Source organism: Streptomyces sp. NPDC101165 (assembly GCF_044768135.1).
Lineage (GTDB): Bacteria > Actinomycetota > Actinomycetes > Streptomycetales > Streptomycetaceae > Streptomyces.
Window position 1 is genome coordinate 85,218 of sequence record NZ_JBIWPG010000028.1, and the last position, 18,829, is coordinate 104,046.

Genomic DNA, 18,829 nt, shown 5'->3' on the forward strand with positions numbered 1-18,829 from the left:
ATGGATCGTGCGATGGGCAACGAGCAGCGCCTTCGGGACTACCTGAAGCGTGCCACCGTCGACCTTCGGCGCACCCGGCAGAAGGTGCAGGAACTGGAGGAGGCGGCGGCCGAGCCCATTGCCATCGTCGGCATGGGCTGCCGTTACCCCGGTGACGTGCGCGGCCCCGAGGATCTGTGGGCGATGCTGGAGCAGGGTGGCCACGGCGTCACCGACTTCCCGGCCGACCGGGGCTGGGACCCGGAGGCGCTGGGCACGTCCTCGACGCTGTCGGGTGGATTCCTGCACGACGCCACCACGTTCGACGCCGACTTCTTCGGCATCTCACCGCGTGAGGCGCTGTCCATGGACCCCCAGCAGCGGGTGCTGCTGGAGACGACGTGGGACGCGCTGGAACGCGCGGGCATCGACCCGACGGGCCTGAAAGGCACTCAGACCGGCGTGTTCGTGGGCGCCATGCCCCAGGAGTACGGGGTCGGTCCGGCCGACGACATCGATGGGTACCGGCTGACCGGCAACACGTCCAGCGTGATCTCGGGCCGTCTGTCGTACTCCTTCGGACTGGTCGGACCGGCCGTCACCGTGGACACCGCGTGCTCCTCCTCGCTGGTCGCGCTGCACCTGGCGGCCCAGTCGCTCCGGGCGGGGGAGTGCGACCTCGCGCTGGCCGGCGGCGTCACCGTCATGTCGAGCCCGCTCACCTTCGTCGAGTTCTCCAAGCAGGGCGGTCTCGCCGCCGACGGGCACTGCCGTTCCTTCGCCGAGTCCGCGTCCGGCACCGGCTGGGCCGAGGGGGTCGGCGTGCTCGTGCTGGAGAAGCTGTCCGACGCACGCCGACGCGGGCACACGATCCTCGCCGTCGTACGCGGCTCGGCCGTCAACCAGGACGGCGCGTCCAACGGCCTGACCGCCCCCAACGGGCCCTCGCAGATCCGCGTCATCGAGCAGGCGCTGCTCAACGCGCGCCTGTCCGCCGACCAGGTCGACGTGGTGGAGGCGCATGGCACCGGCACGACGCTGGGGGATCCGGTCGAGGCGGAGGCGCTGCTCGCCACCTACGGCCGCAACCGCCCCGCCGGCCGTCCGCTGCTGCTCGGCTCGGTGAAGTCCAACATCAGCCACACGCAGGCCGCCGCCGGTGTGGCAGGCGTCATCAAGCTGGTACTGGCGATGCGCCACGGAATGCTGCCGAAGACGCTGCACATCGACGCACCGACATCCCATGTGGACTGGTCCGGCGGGTCGCTGGCGCTCGCGACCGAGAACACGCCGTGGCCCGAGGAGGCGGACCGTCCGCGCCGTGCCGCCGTCTCCTCGTTCGGGCTGAGCGGCACCAACGCGCACGCCATCATCGAGCAGGCACCTGCCGACGAGGACCAGGCGTCCGACGAGGACGAGCCGTCCGTCGGTGACGTCGCGGCCGGCGCGGTGCCGGTGCTGGTGTCCGCGCGTACCCGTGAGGCTCTCGGGGAACAGGCGGCGCGCCTGCTGTCCGCGGTCGACTCCGGGACCCTGGCCGACACCGCCTTCTCGCTCGCGACCACTCGCGCCGCGTTCGAGCACCGCGCCGCCGTCGTGGCGACCGATCACGAGCACGCCCGGGCCGCGCTGGCCGCGCTGGCCGCCGGCGGGACGCCGGCCGGGCTCGTCTCGGGTGTCACGCGCGGCAAACCCAAGCTGGCCGTGGTGTTCACCGGTCAGGGCGCGCAGCGCGCCGGCATGGGCCGCGGACTGTACGACCGCTTCCCGGTGTTCGCCGCGGCACTGGACGAGGCGTGCGCGGCGCTGGACGCCCACCTCGACCGCCCGCTGCGCGAGGTCATGTGGGCCAGGACGGCAGGTACGCTCAACCGCACGGAATACGCCCAGCCGGCGCTGTTCGCCGTCGAAGTCGCGCTCTACCGGCTGGTGGAGTCGTGGGGCGTCAAACCGGACTACCTCGCCGGCCACTCCATCGGCGAGCTGGCCGCCGCGCACGTGGCCGGTGTCCTCGACCTGACCGCGGCGGCGGCTCTCGTGGCGGCACGCGGGCGACTGATGCAGGCGCTGCCCGACGGCGGCGTGATGACGTCCGCGCGGGCGTCCGAGGCCGAGGTCGCGCCGCTTGTCTCCGGGCATGCCGACACCGTGTCGATCGCGGCCGTGAACGGCGTGCGGTCGGTGGTCGTCGCGGGCGAGGCCGACGCGGTCGCCGAGATCGAGGCGGCACTGGTCGAGCGGGGGCACAGGCCGAAGCGGCTGCGGGTGTCGCACGCGTTCCACTCGCCGCTGATGAACCCGATGCTGGACGAATTCCACGCGGTCGCCGAGGATCTGACGTTCCGCGAGCCGTTACTGCCGGTCGTGTCGACGGTGACCGGTGAGCAGGCCACTGTCGAGCAGCTGACCAGCGCGGACTACTGGACCGACCACGTGCGCCGGCCGGTCAGGTTCCACGACAGTGTCGGCTGGCTGCGCGAGCACGGAGTCGGCGCGTTCCTGGAGCTGGGCCCGGACGGGGTGCTCAGCGCGATGGTGCGGGAGGACTTCCCGGACGCCGGCGTGGTCGCGACGCTGCGCGGGGCGCAGCCCGAGGACGCCGCCCTCGCGGCCGCGGCCGCGGGTCTGCACACGCTCGGTGTCCCGCTGCGCTGGGCCGACTACTTCGCGGGCACCGGCGCCCGCCGCGTCGACCTGCCGACGTACGCCTTCCAGCGCCGCCGCTACTGGCCGCGTGACGCTCACGCTTCGCCGGGAGACATGCGCGCCGCCGGACTCGGCTCGGCGAACCACCCCCTCCTCGCCGCTGCCGCGTCCCTGGCGGACTCGGACGGCGTGCTGCTCACAGGCCGGCTCTCCGTGGCGTCGCACGCATGGCTCGCCGACCACGCCGTCCGCGGCACGGCCGTGCTACCCGGCACCGCGCTGCTCGAACTCGCGGTGCGAGCCGGAGACGAGGTCGGCTGCGGCAGGATCGAGGAGCTGACGCTCGCCGCGCCGCTGGTGCTGCCCGACCAGGGAGGCGTACAGGTACAGCTGTGGATCGGCAGCCCGGACGCCCGCGGCCACCGCACCCTCACGGTGTACTCGCGGTCCGACGCGGGCGACGCCACCGACTCGGGCGAGGACCGCCCCTGGACCCGTCATGCCGACGGCGTCCTGGCCTCCGGCGGGCAGGCCGGTTCCTTCGGTGCCACCGTGTGGCCGCCGGCCGGGGCGGAGGCGATCGGCCTCGACGGCTTCTACGATCGCGCGGCCGAGGCGGGGCTGGAGTACGGACCGGCGTTCCGCGGCCTCGCCGCGGCCTGGCGGGTCGGCCCGGACGGCACGGTCGCCGCCGAGGTCGAGCTGCCCGAGAGCGTCGCGGCCGAGGCGCCGTCCTTCGGCATGCACCCAGCGCTGCTGGACGCCGCCCTGCACGCGGTCGCCCTCACCGGTCTCGGCGACGGCGGCGCCATGCTGCCGTTCTCATGGGAAGGCGTGCGCCTGCACGCCACGGGTGCGACGGCGGCCCGCGTGCTGCTGGTGCCGGTCGGTGATTCCGCGGTGTCGATCGAGGTGACGGACGCCGCCGGCGCGCCGCTGCTGTCGGTGGCGTCCCTGGCGCTACGGCGTCTCGGGGACGAACGCCTGGCCGCCGAGCCAGGCAGGGACGCGCTGTTCCGCCTGGACTGGATTCCGGTGTCCGGTGGAACGGCGCCGGAGACCGTCGCGGTCCTCGGGCCGGACGCCCCCATGCTGCCCGGAGTGGAGGTGCTGGTCGCCGCCGGTGTCGCCGACCTGCCCGGCGCGGTGCCGCCGGTGGTGCTGGCACCGGTGCCGGCGGGCACCGGTGACCCGGTGGCCGATGCGCACGCGAACGCCGTCTGGGCCATGGGCATCGCACAGGACTGGCTCGCGGACGAGCGCTGCGGTGGCTCCCGTCTGCTGTTCCTCACGCACAACGGCGTGGCCGTGCGGCCGGAGGACACGGTCGACCCGGCTCAGGCGGCCGTGTGGGGTTTCGCGAGGGCGGCCGAGGCGGAGAATCCCGGACGGTTCGGTGCGATCGACGGCGTCTCGGTGCCGGCCCTCGGTACCGGCGAGCCGCAGACGGCGGTGCGGGACGGCGAGGTGGTCGCCGCCCGCCTCGTCCGCGTGCGGTCCGCCGACCACGGTGCCGTGGACTGGGGCGACGGTGCCGTCCTGGTCACCGGTGGTACGAGCGGTCTCGGCGCCCTGGTGGCGCGGCACCTCGCCGAACACCACGGTGTGCGGCGGCTGGTCCTGGCCGGCCGTCGTGGTGCTGCCGCCGAGGGCGCGGCGGAGGTGGCGGCCGAGATCGCCGAGCTGGGCGCGCAGGTGACGTTCGCCGCCGTGGACGCTGCCGACCGGGACGCGCTGGCCGCCGTGTTCGCCGCCGAGGGGCCTGTCACGGGCGTCGTGCACGCTGCCGGCGTCCTCGACGACGGCGTCCTGCCCTCGCTGACGGCCGACCGGATCGACGCCGTGCTGCGGCCGAAGGCCGACGCGGCCTGGAACCTGCACGAACTGGCCGGGGACGTATCGGTGTTCGTGGTGTTCTCCTCGGTCGCCGGTGTGGTGGGCGCGGCGGCGCAGACGGCTTACGCGGCCGGCAACGCCTTCCTCGACGCACTGGTCACCAAGCGGCGCTCCGAGGGCCTGCCGGGAGTGTCGCTGGCATGGGGGCCATGGACGCAGGAGATGGGCATGACCCGCTCCCTCGGCGCGTCCGGTATGCGCCGCCTGGCCCGTGCCGGCACGTTGCCGCTGTCCGTCGAGGACGGTCTCGCGCTGTTCGACACGGCGGTTCCCGGTCCCGACGCCGTGGCGGTCCCGGTACGGCTCGACCTGCCCGCGCTGCGCGCCCACGACGAGGTGCCGCCCGTGCTGCACGCCCTGGTCCGGCCCCGGGCCCGCCGGGCCACCGCGGAGAGCGTCGCCGCGAGCGGCCTGGCGCAGCGGCTCGCGCTGCTGAGCGCCGTCGAGCGTGCCGATACCGTGCTGGGGCTGGTGCGGGCCGAGGTGACCTCCGTGCTCGGGCACACCGGCACCGATCGCATCGACCCCGACCGGACCTTCGCCGACCTCGGCTTCGATTCCCTGACGGCTGTCGAACTGCGCGGTCGGCTCGCGACCGCCACCGGCCTGCGGATGCCGGCCACGCTCGTCTTCGACCACCCGACCGTCGGCGCGCTGTCCGCGTACGTGCTGGACGAACTGCTCGGCGCCGAGGAGCCGGTCGAGCCGGTCACCGGTTCGAAGGCCGTCACCGACGACCCGATCGTCATCGTCGGTATGTCCTGCCGCTACCCGGGCGGCGTCTCCTCACCGGAGGACCTCTGGCGGCTGGTCAGTGAGGGCGCCGACGCGATATCGGGCTTCCCGACCAATCGCGGCTGGGACCTGGACACCCTGTTCGATCCGGATCCCGACCACATCGGCACGTCGTACGCGCGTTCCGGCGGCTTCCTACACGACGCGGGCGAGTTCGACCCGGCCTTCTTCGGCATGAGCCCCCGTGAGGCGCTCGCCACCGATGCCCAGCAGCGCCTGCTCCTGGAGGCGTCCTGGGAGGCCGTCGAGCGGGCCGGGATCCCTCCCGCCGCGCTGCGCGGCAGCCGCACGGGTGTGTTCACCGGCGTCATGTACAGCGACTACGTCCACGCGCTCGGCGGCGGCGAGTTCGAGGGCCACCAGGGCACCGGCACGTCCCCGAGCGTGGCCTCCGGCCGTGTGTCGTACACGCTCGGCCTGGAGGGCCCGGCGGTCAGTGTCGACACGGCTTGCTCGTCCTCGCTGGTGGCGTTGCACCTGGCTGCGCAGTCGCTGCGTGCGGGGGAATGCTCCCTCGCCCTCGCCGGCGGCGTGACGGTCATGTCGACCCCGACGTCGTTCCTCGAGTTCTCCCGGCAGCGTGGCCTCGCCGCCGACGGCCGGTGCAAGGCCTTCGCGGACGCGGCCGACGGCGTCGCCTGGTCCGAGGGCGTCGGCGTCATCGTGCTGGAACGCATGTCCGACGCCCGCCGCAACGGGCACGAGATCCTTGCCGTGGTCCGCGGTTCCGCAGTGAACCAGGACGGCGCGTCGAACGGCCTGACTGCGCCGAACGGTCCGTCCCAGCAGCGGGTGATCCGGGCCGCGCTGGCGAACGCCGGGCTGTCGCCCTCCGATGTGGACGTCGTCGAGGGGCACGGCACCGGCACGGCGTTGGGCGATCCCATCGAGGCGCAGGCGTTGCTGGCCACGTACGGCCGTGACCGGGAGGCGCCGTTGCTGCTTGGATCGGTGAAGTCCAATATCGGTCACACGCAGGCGGCGGCGGGTGTCGCCGGGATCATCAAGATGGTGCTGGCGATGCGGCATGGTGTCGTGCCCCGCACCCTGCACGTGGACGCGCCGTCGACGCAGGTCGACTGGGCAGTCGGCGCGGTGAAGCTGGTCACCGACCAGACCCCGTGGCCGGACTCCGGCCGGCCGAGGCGCGCGGCGGTGTCGTCGTTCGGCTTCAGCGGCACCAATGTGCACACGGTCCTGGAAGCCCCGCCCGCGGTGGCGGAGTCCGTCCCGGAGCGGGTGACCACCGCCGGTGTCGTACCGGTGCTGGTGTCCGGGCGCGGCCGGGACGCGCTCAGGGCGCAGGCGGAGCGCCTGCTGGCGTACGTCGACTCGGCCGATCCGCTGGACCTGGCCCACTCGCTGGCGACCACCCGTTCGCGGTTCGAACAGCGGGCGGCGGTGATCGCACCGGACGCCGGGACACTGCGTCGGGCCCTTGCCGCGCTGGCAGCCGGCCGGCCCGACCCGGCCCTGTCGGAGGGGGAGACGGTCCACGGCCGTACGGCCTTCGTGTTCGCGGGTCAGGGTGCCCAGCGCCTGGGCATGGGCCGTGAGCTGTACGTCAGGTTCCCGGTCTTCGCCGAGGCGTTCGACGCGGTGACAGCGGAGCTCGGCGAGGGCGTTCGCGAAGTGATGTGGGGCGAGGACGCGGAGGCGCTGAGCGAGACGGGCTGGGCGCAGCCGGCGTTGTTCGCGCTGGAGGTGGCGCTGTACCGGCTGATCGAGTCGTGGGGCGTGCGACCCGACTTCCTGGCCGGGCACTCGGTCGGTGAGATCGCGGCGGCGCACGTCGCCGGCGTCCTGTCGTTGAGCGACGCGGCGGCGTTGGTCTCGGCGCGCGGCCGGCTCATGCAGGCACTGCCGGCCGGCGGCGGCATGACGGCCATCGAGGCCGGTGCGGACGATGTCGCCGCTGAGCTGGTCGAGGGCGTGTCCATCGCCGCGGTCAACGGTCCGCAGTCCGTCGTCGTGGCCGGTGGGACCGACGCGCTCGCCCGGATCGAGACGGTGTTCCGCGAGCGGGGCTGCCGTACGAAGGCGCTGCGGGTCTCGCACGCGTTCCACTCGCCGCTGATGGATCCGATGCTGGACGCGTTCCGGTCCGTGGTCGAGGGCCTGTCCTTCGGCGAGGCGCGGATCCCGCTGGTGTCCACCGTGACCGGCGTCGTCGCCGGTGACGAGCTGGCCACGCCGGAGTACTGGGTCAGGCACGTCCGGGAGGCCGTGCGGTTCGCCGACGGCGTACGGACCCTCGTGGACCGTGGGGTGCGCGCGTTCGTCGAACTGGGGCCGGACGGCACCCTCTCCGCGATGGTCGAGGACAACGCCGCCGATGTCGCCGCCGTCGCCACGCTGCGGGGCGAGCGGGACGAGGAGCGCGCCGCCGTCACCGCCCTGGCGCGGCTCGACACATGGGGCGTGCCCGTCGACTGGGCCGCCTTCTTCGCCGGCACCGGCGCACGCCGCGTCGACCTGCCGACCTATGCGTTCTCCCGTGAGTTCTACTGGCCCGAGGCCCGCACGCGGCCGCCCGGCGACCCGGCGGGCGACCGGCTGTGGGCGGCCGTCGAGGAGGGCAACGCCGCCGGGCTCGCCGAACTCCTCGGCCTCGGTGAGGACCAGCGCAGCTCGCTGGACGCGCTGCTGCCCGCGCTGTCGTCGTGGCACCGGGACCGTCACGAGCGTGCCCTGCGCGACACGTGGCGCTACCGCGTCGAATGGGCCGCCTTGGCAGAGCGCGCGGCGACGCTGCCGGGTGCCTGGCTGCTCATCGGCACGACCGAGCATCCCGATCTCGCCGCTGCGCTGCGGGCGCACGGCGCCGAGGTCCGCACCCTGGTGGCGACCGAACCCGACCGTGCCGCGCTCGCCGCTCGGCTCGCCGAGGTCGGCGATCACACGGGGGTGGTGTGGGTGCCGCCGTCCGAGGAGGAGCCGACGGCGTTCCCGCGCGGACTGGCCCTGACCGTCACGCTCGAACAGGCGCTCGGCGACGCCGGCATCACCGCTCCGCTGTGGGTTCTCACACGCGGAGCGGTGTCGGCGGCCCCCGGCGACCCGGCGCCCCGCCCGTCGCAGGCCGCAGTGTGGGGTCTCGGCCGCAGCGTCGCGCTGGAGCATCCGGACCGCTGGGGCGGCCTGATCGACCTGCCCGCGGTGTGGAACGACCGAGCCGCCTCCCACCTCGCCGCCACCCTGGCCGGGACCGACGGCGAGGACCAGGTCGCGGTCCGGCCGGCCGGGCGCAGCGGTCGACGTCTCGTCCGGTACACCGCTCCCTCGCCCGCCGGCGAGTTCACCGCTCGCGGGACCGTGCTCGTCACCGGGGGCACCGGTGGCCTCGGCAGCGAGGTCGCGCGCTGGCTCGCCCGTTCCGGTGCCACCGACCTCGTGCTGACCAGCCGACGTGGCCCGGACGCGCCCGGAGCCGTCGAGCTCCGCGCCGAACTGGAGGAACTGGGCGCGCGCGTCGAGATCACCGCCTGCGACGTGGCCGACCGGGCCGCGCTGGCCGCGGTGCTCGCCGAGCACCCGGTGACCGGTGTGGTGCACACGGCGGGTGTCAGTGACATGAAGGCGCTCGCGGAGACCACCCTCGCCGAGGTCGACTCCGTGCTGTCCGCGAAGGTGGCCGGCGCGGTCAACCTCGACGCCCTGGTCGGGGACGTGGACTTCTTCGTGCTGTTCGGCTCCGTCGCCGGCACGATCGGCAGCGGCGGCCAGGCCTCCTACAGCGCTGCCAACGCCTGCCTGGACGCCATCGCCGAAACCCGTGCCGCACGCGGCCTCACCGCCACGTCCGTGGCGTGGGGACCGTGGGCCGAGACCGGCATGGCGACCGACGGCGCCATGACCGCGAACCTGCTGCGGCAGGGCCTGCGGTTCATCGCGCCGGCCGCCGGCATCGCCGAACTCCGCGACGCCATCGTGCGCGGCGACACCACCGTCACCGTCGCCGACGTGGACTGGACGCGCTACGCGCCGGTCTTCACCGCCCTACGTCCGAGCCCGCTGCTCGCGGCGCTGCCGGAAACGGCGGCGCAGGCCGATGAACCGGACAGCCGCACGGAGTTCGTCGCCCGCCTGGCCGTACTGCCCGCCGAGGAGCGGGAACGGCAGCTCGTCGACCTGATCCGCACCGAGGCGGCCGGCGTGCTCGGCCACGATTCCGTGGACGGCATGCCGGAGCAACGGGTCTTCCGCGACGGTGGGTTCGACTCGCTGACCGCCGTCGAACTGCGCAAGCGCCTCAGCGGTATCACCGGACGCGCCCTGCCCAGCACCATGGTGTTCGACTACCCGACACCGTCGGCGCTGGCGCGCTACCTGGCCGGGGAACTGCTCGACGCCGACAGCGCCGCCGCGCGGGTGACCGCCGTGGCCGGCGCCCCCGACGAGCCCATCGCGATCGTCGGCATGGCATGCCGGTTCCCGGGCGGCGCCGCCACGCCCGAGGAGTTCTGGGCCCTCATCGAGGACGGCGTCGACGCCAGCAGTGAATGGCCCGTGGACCGAGGCTGGGACGCGACCGCGCTGTACGACGCCGACCCCGACGAGCCGCACACCACCTACACCACGCGGGGTGGCTTCCTGCACGACGCCGGCGACTTCGACCCGGCGTTCTTCGGCATCTCGCCGCGTGAGGCCCTGTCCATGGACCCGCAGCAGCGCCTGCTGCTGGAAACCTCGTGGGAGGCACTGGAGCGGGCCGGCATCGACCCGGCAGCACTGCGCTCCACCACGACCGGCACGTTCGTCGGTTCCAGTTTCCAGGAGTACGGCGCCCAGCACGTCGAGGACCTCGAGGCGCACGTCGTCACCAGCACCATCCCCAGTGTGCTGTCCGGCCGCCTCGCCTACGTGTTCGGGCTGGAGGGTCCGGCGGTCACCGTGGACACCGCCTGCTCGTCGTCGCTGGTGGCGATCCACCTCGCCGCGCAGTCGTTGCGCAACGGCGAGACCACGCTGGCGCTCGCCGGCGGCGCGACGGTCATGCCCAACCCCGGGCCGTTCACGGCGTTCAGCCGGCAGCGGGCGCTCGCCCACGACGGCCGGTCCAAGGCGTTCGCGGAGGGCGCTGACGGCATGGCGCTCGGCGAGGGCGTCGGCATGCTGCTCCTGGAGAAGCTGTCCGACGCGCAGGCCAACGGCCACCCGGTGCTCGCGGTGATCCGCGGCTCCGCCGTCAACCAGGACGGTGCGTCCAACGGTCTGAGCGCGCCGAACGGGCCCGCGCAGCAGCGGGTCATCAGGCAGGCCCTGGCCAACGCTCGGCTGGCGCCGTCCGACGTGGACGCCGTGGAGGCGCACGGCACCGGCACCGCGCTGGGCGACCCGATCGAGGCCCAGGCGCTGCAGGCCACCTACGGCGTGGACCGGGACCCGGAGTGGCCGCTGCTGCTCGGCTCCGTGAAGTCCAACATCGGCCACACGCAGTCCGCCGCGGGCGTCGCCGGCGTCATGAAGATGGTGCTGGCCCTGCGAAACCGCGTGCTGCCGCCCACGCTGCACGCCGGGACACCGTCCTCGCACATCGACTGGAGCGCGGGCACCGTGCAACTGCTGCACGAGGCCCGGCCGTGGGAGCCGGGGGAGCGGGTGCGCCGCGCCGCCGTGTCGTCGTTCGGCATCAGCGGCACCAACGTCCACCTCGTGCTGGAGGAATCGCCGGCCGTGCCGGCACCGGACGAGCGTGCGCCCATGCCGGTTCCGGCCGTGCTGCCGCTCGTGCTGTCGGCGCGGTCCGCGCCCGCGCTGCGTGACCAGGCCGCCCGCCTGGTCGGCTGGAACGCGGACCCGGTCGATGTCGGCTACTCGCTGGTGACGTCGCGGTCGCTGTTCGAGCACCGGGCCGTGGTCCTCAACCGCGACGCCCTGGACGGCTACGCCCGCGGCGGGGCCACGACCGAGGTGGTCGAGGGCGTGGCGGACGTCGAGGGCCGGACCGTGTTCGTGTTCCCGGGCCAGGGCTCGCAGTGGGCCGGCATGGGAGCGCGGCTGCTCGACGAGTCGCCCGTGTTCGCGGAGCACATCCAGGCGTGCGCCGCCGCGCTGTCGGAGTTCACGGACTGGTCCCTGCTGGACGTGCTGCGCCAGGCGGAGGGTGCGCCGGGCCTGGAGCGCGTCGACGTCGTACAGCCCGCGTCGTTCGCGGTGATGGTGGCGCTGGCGGCGCTGTGGCGGTCGCAGGGCGTGCACCCGGACGCCGTGGTCGGACACTCCCAGGGCGAGATCGCCGCGTCCGTGGTCGCTGGTGCGCTGTCCCTCGGGGACGGTGCCCGCGTGGTCGCCCTGCGCAGTCAGGCCATCGCGCGGCGGCTGGCGGGCAACGGCGGCATGATGTCGGTGCCGCTGCCCGCGGACCGCGTCGAGCCGCTGCTGCCTTCCGACGGTACGGTGCAGATCGCGGCCGTCAACGGGCCGGGTTCCGTGGTCGTGGCCGGTGTTCCCGCCGCGCTGGACGCGCTGTTCGACACCCTGGCCGCGGACGGCGTCCGGGTGCGGAAGATCGCCGTGGACTACGCCTCGCACTCCGCCCAGGTCGAGGACATCCGGGACGAGCTGCTCGAACTCCTCGCCCCGATCCGGCCGCGGACCGCTGAGGTCCCGTTCTACTCCACCGTGACGAGCGAGTGGCTCGACACCACGGTCATGGACGCCGGCTACTGGTACCGCAACCTGCGCGGCACCGTGCACTTCGGTCCGGCCGTCACCACCCTGCTCGGCGAGGGCCACCGCGCGTTCATCGAGTGCAGCGCGCACCCGGTGCTGCGGCCGGGCATCGCCGAGGCGGTCGACGCGGCCGGCGTGCGAGCCGTGGTGACCGGCACACTGCGCCGCGAAAGGGGCGGCCTGGACCGCGTCCTCACGTCCTTCGCCGAGGCGTTCGTCCACGGCGTCGACGTGGACTGGGCCGCCCTGTACCAGGGCGGTCGCCGGACCGACCTGCCCACCTACGCGTTCCAGCACGACCGCCTGTGGATCCCGGTGCCGTCACCCGTGGTGTCCGACGGTACGGACCCGGTCGAGGCGGACTTCTGGCAGGCCGTCGAGACCGGCGACCTGGCCTCGCTCACCACCGACCTCGCCGTGGACGAGGAGGCCCTCGCGGCCGTGCTGCCCGGCCTGTCGGCATGGCGCGGCCGCCGCCGCGAGCAGACCCTCGTGGACGCCTGGCGCTACCGCGTGGCGTGGACGCCGGTCCGCACGGGCACCGCCGCGCTGACCGGACGCTGGCTCGTGGTCACCGCCGACGGCGTCGCCGACGAGGACGTGCTCTCCGCGCTGGGCGCGCACGGTGCCACGCCCGAGCGGCTGGTCCTAGACGCCGCCTGTGCCGACCGGGCCGTGCTCGCCGCACGCCTCGACGGCATCGACGCGGTCACGGGTGTGGTGTCGCTGGTGGCGGGTGCCGAGCGCCCGCTCGCGGGCCGTTCCGCGACGAACGAGGGTCTCGCGCTGACCGTGGCGCTCGTGCAGGCCCTCGGCGACGCCGGAATCGACGCCCCGCTGTGGTTCCTCACCCGTGCCGCCGTGTCGACGGGCCGCGCCGACGAGGTGCTCAACCCCGGCCAGGCACAGGTGCTCGGCGTCGGCTGGACCGCCGCGCTCGAGCACCCGCGGCGGATCGGCGGCACTGTGGACCTGCCGGTCGAACTGGACACTCGCGCGGCGGGCCGGCTCGCCGCCGTGCTGTCCGGCGCGACGGGCGAGGACCAGCTCGCTGTGCGTGCCGCCGGCACACTGGCGCGGCGGATCGTGCGTGCGCCGAAGACCGCCGACGGCTCGGGCTGGACCGCCCGCGGCACCGTCCTGGTCACCGGCGGTACCGGCACCCTGGCCCCGCATCTGGCCCGCTGGCTCGCCGGCCAGGGCGCGGAGCGGATCGTGCTCACCAGCCGCCGCGGCCCGGCCGCCCCCGGCGCGGCCGAGCTGGTCGCGGACCTGACCGAGCTCGGTGCCGCCGCCGAGGTCGTGGCCTGCGACATCACCGACCGCGACGCCGTAGCCGCACTGCTGGACCGGCTGCGTGCGGACGGGCCGCCGCTACGGACCGTGGTGCACACGGCCGCCGTGATCGAGCTGTGCACCATCGCCGACACCACCCTCGACCAGTTCGAGCGGGTGCTGGACGCGAAGGTGACCGGCGCCGGCATCCTGGACGAGCTGCTCGCCGAGGACGAGCTGGACAACTTCGTGCTCTACTCGTCCACCGCGGGCATGTGGGCCTCCGGCGCGCACGCCGCATACGTCGCGGGCAACGCGTACCTGCACGCCCTGGCCGCGCGCCGCCGTGCCCGCGGGCTGCCGGCGATGTCCCTGTCGTGGGGCATCTGGGCGGACGACATGAAGCTCGGCCGGGTCGACCCGGAACAGATCGTGCGCAGCGGCCTCGTGTTCATGGAGCCGCCGCTCGCGCTGACGGCCCTGCGCAACGCCCTCGAGGGGGACGACACCGCACTCGCGATCGCCGACATCGACTGGGACCGCTACCACGAGGTGTTCACCTCGACCCGGCCGACGACGCTGTTCGACGAGATCCCCGAGGTCAAGGCGCTCACCGAGGTCCGGGAGCAGAACACCGTGACCGGTGGTGCCAGGGGCGGTTTCGCCGCGTCACTGCGGGCGCTGCCCGCCGCTGAGCGGGAGCGCACGCTGCTGGACCTGGTGTGCGGCCAGGCCGCCACCGTGCTCGGCCACACCTCCGGCGACGCGCTCGGCGAGCAGCGGGCGTTCCGTGACGCCGGCTTCGATTCCGTGACCGCGATCGACCTGCGGACCCGGATCGCCGACGCCACCGGCCTCACGCTGCCCAGCACCATCGTCTTCGACCACCCGAACCCGGTCGCGCTGACCGAGTTCCTGCTGGCGGAGATCGCCGGCCACGCGCCCGCGGCCACGAGCGCCGCCGCCGCGGCCGCGCCGGACGAGCCCATCGCCATCATCGGCATGAGCTGCCGCTACCCGGGTGGGGCCGACTCGCCCGAGGACCTGTGGCGGCTGGTCACCGAGGGCGTCGACGCGATCAGCGGCTTCCCCGCGGACCGCGGTTGGCCCGCGGACGAGCTGTACGACCCGGACCCCGACCGTGCCGGCAAGACCTACTCGGTGCAGGGCGGCTTCCTGAGGGACGCGGCGGAGTTCGACGCGGACTTCTTCGGCATCTCACCGCGTGAGGCGCTGGCCATGGACCCGCAGCAGCGGCTGCTGCTGGAGACGGCGTGGGAGGCCTTCGAACGGGCCGGTCTCGACCCGCACGGTCTGCACGGCAGCCTCACCGGCACGTTCATCGGAGCCAGCTACCAGGACTACACGGCGTCGGTGTCGCGCACCGCGGACAGCTCCGAGGGCCACATGGTCACCGGCTCACTGGGCAGCGTCCTGTCCGGCCGCCTGGCGTACCTGCTCGGCCTGGAGGGTCCCGCCGTCACGCTGGACACCGCCTGCTCGTCGTCGCTGGTGGCGATCCACCTCGCCGCGCAGTCGCTGCGCACCGGGGAGAGCACACTGGCGCTGGCCGGCGGCGTGAGCATCATGTCCAATCCGGGCGCGTTCATCGGGTTCTCCCGGCAGCGGGCGCTCGCCGCGGACGGGCGCTGCAAGGCGTACTCCGACGACGCCGACGGCATGACCCTCGCCGAGGGCGTCGGCGTGGTCCTGCTGGAGAAGCTGTCCGACGCGCAGGCCAATGGCCACCAGGTGCTCGCCGTGCTCAAGGGCTCGGCGGTGAACCAGGACGGCGCGTCCAACGGCCTGACCGCGCCGAACGGACCCGCGCAGCAGCGGGTCATCCGCGCGGCGCTGGCCAACGCCCGGCTGACGGCGTCCGAGGTGGACGCGATCGAGGGCCACGGCACCGGCACCGCGCTCGGTGACCCGATCGAGGCGCAGGCACTGTTCGGGACCTACGGCCGCGAGCGCGACCCGGAGCGGCCGCTGCTTCTCGGCTCCGTGAAGTCCAACATCGGCCACACCCAGATGGCCTCCGGCGTGGCCAGTGTGATCAAGCTCGTGCTGGCCATGCAGCGGGGCGTACTGCCGCGCACTCTGCACGCGGAGACGCCGTCCACGCACGTCGACTGGTCCAGCGATGCCATCGGCCTGCTGACCGAGCAGGTGCCGTGGCCCGAGACGGGCCGGCCGCGCCGCGCCGCCGTGTCGTCCTTCGGGCTCAGCGGCACGAACGCGCACGCGATCCTGGAACAGGCGCCGGTCGCGCAGGAGCCCGTCACGCCCCGCGTCGACGGCGTGCTGCCGTTCGTCCTGTCCGGCCGGACCGACGCCGCGCTGCGGGCGCAGGCCGGGCGTCTGCTCGACCTCCTGCGCACGCGGCCCGACACGCACCCGACCGACCTCGCGTACTCGCTGGTGACCGGCCGCGCGGCGTTCGAACGGCGCGCCGCCGTCGTCGCGACGGACCCGGCGGAGCTGGGCAGCGGCCTGACGGCCGTGCGGGACGGAGCGCCGGGCGCGGGTGTGCTGCGTGGCTCGGTGGAGCGGGGCGGCCTGGCTGTGCTGTTCACGGGCCAAGGCGCGCAGCGCAGCGGCATGGGCCGCGAACTGTACGAGCGCTTCCCGGTGTTCGCCGACGCCCTCGACGAGGTGCTGCTCCACCTCGACAACGAGCTGGACCGTCCGCTGCGGGATGTCATGTGGGCGGACGACGCCACCGAGCTGGACCGCACCGGCTACACCCAGCCGGCGCTCTTCGCGGTGGAGGTGGCCCTCTACCGGCTCGTGGAGTCCTGGGGCGTGCGGCCGGACCACGTCGCCGGCCACTCGGTCGGCGAGCTCGCCGCCGCGCACGTCGCCGGAGTGCTGTCGCTGGCCGACGCCACCAAGCTCGTCGCCGCGCGCGGCCGGCTGATGCAGGCGCTGCCCGAGGGTGGCGCGATGGTCTCCGTCCGGGCGTCCGAGGCGATCGTCGCGCCGCGCCTCGACGAGCGGCGCGTGTCCATCGCCGCGATCAACGGTCCGGAGTCCGTGGTGATCGCCGGCGACGAGGACGTGGTGCTGGCGCTGGCCGAGGGCTTCGAGGCCGACGGGTACCGTACGCGGCGGCTGCGGGTGAGCCATGCCTTCCACTCGCCGCGCATGGACGCGGTGCTCGACGACTTCCGCCGGGTCGCGGCGACCCTGACGTACCAGCCGCCGCGCATCCCCGTCCTGTCCAACGTGACCGGCGAGCCCGTCACCGCCGGGCAGGTCTGCGACCCCGAGTACTGGGTGCGGCACGTACGCGCCGCGGTGCGGTTCGCCGACGGCGTCACATGGCTGGCCGGGCACGGCGTGCGCGCCTTCCTGGAGCTCGGTCCGGACGCGGTGCTGACCGGCATGGCGCAGGAGAGCCTGCCCGAGGACGGAGTGGCGGTCGTCGCGTCGCAGCGGCGCGACCGCTCCGAGATCTCCGCCCTCGCCGCGGCCGTCGCGGCCCTGCACGTGCACGGCGTCCCCGTCGACTGGACGGCGTTCTTCGCGGACACCGGCGCCCGCCGGATCGACGTGCCGACCTACGCGTTCCAGCACGAGCGCTTCTGGCCGGAGCAGGACGTCAACGCGGCGCCGCGGCCCGGCGACACCGTCGACGCCACGTTCTGGGCGGCCGTGGAGGAGGCCGACGTCGAGTCCCTCACCACCGCCCTCGGTCTGCCCGCCGACACCGTCTCGGCGATGGTGCCGGCGCTCTCGACCTGGCGTCGCCGCCGCGACGAGGAGTCCGCCGTGGACTCCCTGCGCTACCGCGTCGTGTGGGCGCCGATGCCCAGCGGCTCCCCGTCGCTCGGCGGCACCTGGCTGGTGCTCGCGCCCGGCGACTCGGAGTGGTCGACCGCGGCCGTCGGCGGTCTCGTCGCCGCCGGGGCGGACACCGTCCGGCTCGACGTCACGGAGCCCGACCGGGCCGCGCTCGCCGACGCGCTGCGCGACCAGGCCGCCGGGGGCGGCTTCGCGGGCGTGGTGTCGCTGCTGTCGGCTGCCGCGCCCGGCGACGGCGAGGTGCCCGCGGGCCTGGCGCTGACCACCGTCGCCGTGCAGGCGCTCGGCGATGCCGGGATCACCGCGCCCTTGTGGTGCGTCACGCGGGACGCCGTCGCCGTCGACAGCACGGAGATCCCCGACCCCGCCCAGGCCGCGGTCTGGGGCCTCGGCCGGGTGGCGGCGCTGGAGCAGCCCGCGACCTGGGGCGGTCTCGTCGACCTGCCGTCACGACTGGACGCTGTCACCGCACAGAGGCTCGGCGGAGTCCTCGCCGGGGCCGGCGAGGACCAGGCCGCCGTGCGCGCGGCCGGCGCGTTCGCCCGCAGGCTCGCCCACGCCGCCTCCGGCACCGGCCGGCCGTACCGCCCGCGGGGCACCGTGCTCATCACGGGCGGTACCGGCGGCATCGCCGGGCACCTGGCGCGCTGGCTGGCCGGGGCCGGAGCCGAGCACCTCGTGCTGACGAGCCGACGCGGTCCGAACGCACCCGGCGCCGTGGAGCTCGCCACGGAGCTGGAGGCGCTCGGCGCGCGGGTCACCGTCGCCGCGTGCGACGCCGGTGACCGCGAGGCGCTGGCCGCGCTGCTCGCCGACGTGACGCCCACGGCTGTCTTCCACGGCGCAGGGGTGCTGGCCGACGGCGTGCTGGACGCGCTCACGCCGGAGTCGTTCGCGACCGTGCTGCACGCCAAGGCGACGGCGGCCCGGAACCTGGACGAGCTCACCGCGGGGCTGGAACTCGACGCATTCGTGCTGTTCTCGTCCACCGCCGGCACGATCGGCGCGCCGGGACAGGCGAACTACGCCGCCGCGAACGCCTGGTTGGACGCCTTCGCCGCGTGGCGGCGGGCGCAGGGCCGGGTCGCGACCTCGATCGCGTGGGGCCCGTGGGCCGACGCGGGCATGGTCGCCGACGGCGGGTTGGCCGCACGGGTACGGCGCGGCGGGTTCGAGCCGCTGCGTGCGCGGACGGGTGTCGACGCGCTGCGCCGGGCCGTCGAGCTGGACGACGTGGCGGTGGTCGTCGCCGATGTCGACTGGGCGACGTTCGTGCCCGCGTTCGCGCCGATGCGGCCCACCCGGCTGGTCGAGGACCTGCCGGCGGTCAGGGCGCTGCGTACGGGCCCGGCCGTCGAGCGGCCGTCGGGGTCCGGCCTGCGCGCGGACCTGTCGGGCCGCAAGGAGAGCGACCGCAAGAAGGTGCTGCTGGAGCTGGTGCGGGCGCAGATCGCCGCCGTGCTCGGGCACTCCGACACCGGCCGGATCGAGCACGACCGCGCGTTCCGGGACCTGGGCTTCGACTCGGTGACGACGCTTGAGTTGCGCAACGGTCTGGCCGCGGCGACCGGCACCACACTGCCCGCCTCACTCGTCTATGACCATCCGACGCCGACGGATCTGGTGGACTTCCTGCTCGCCGAGATCCTCGGGAACGCGGAGGTGCCGGCGGCCGTGGCCGCGACGCGCCCCGCGGACGACGAACCGATCGCCATCGTCGGCATGGCCTGCCGCTTCCCGGGCGGCGTCAACTCGC

1 protein-coding gene (running past one end of the window) is annotated in these 18,829 nt (G+C 74.4%); it reads left to right on the top strand.

The window, feature by feature from the left end; translation table 11 throughout:
- Positions 1–18,829 carry the 5' portion of a type I polyketide synthase gene (locus ACIRVH_RS41160; protein ID WP_403964859.1) on the top strand. 8,879 nt of this gene lie beyond the right edge of the window, so the window shows 18,829 of its 27,708 coding nt (coding positions 1–18,829); the start codon lies at positions 1–3; its stop codon lies off the right edge, out of view.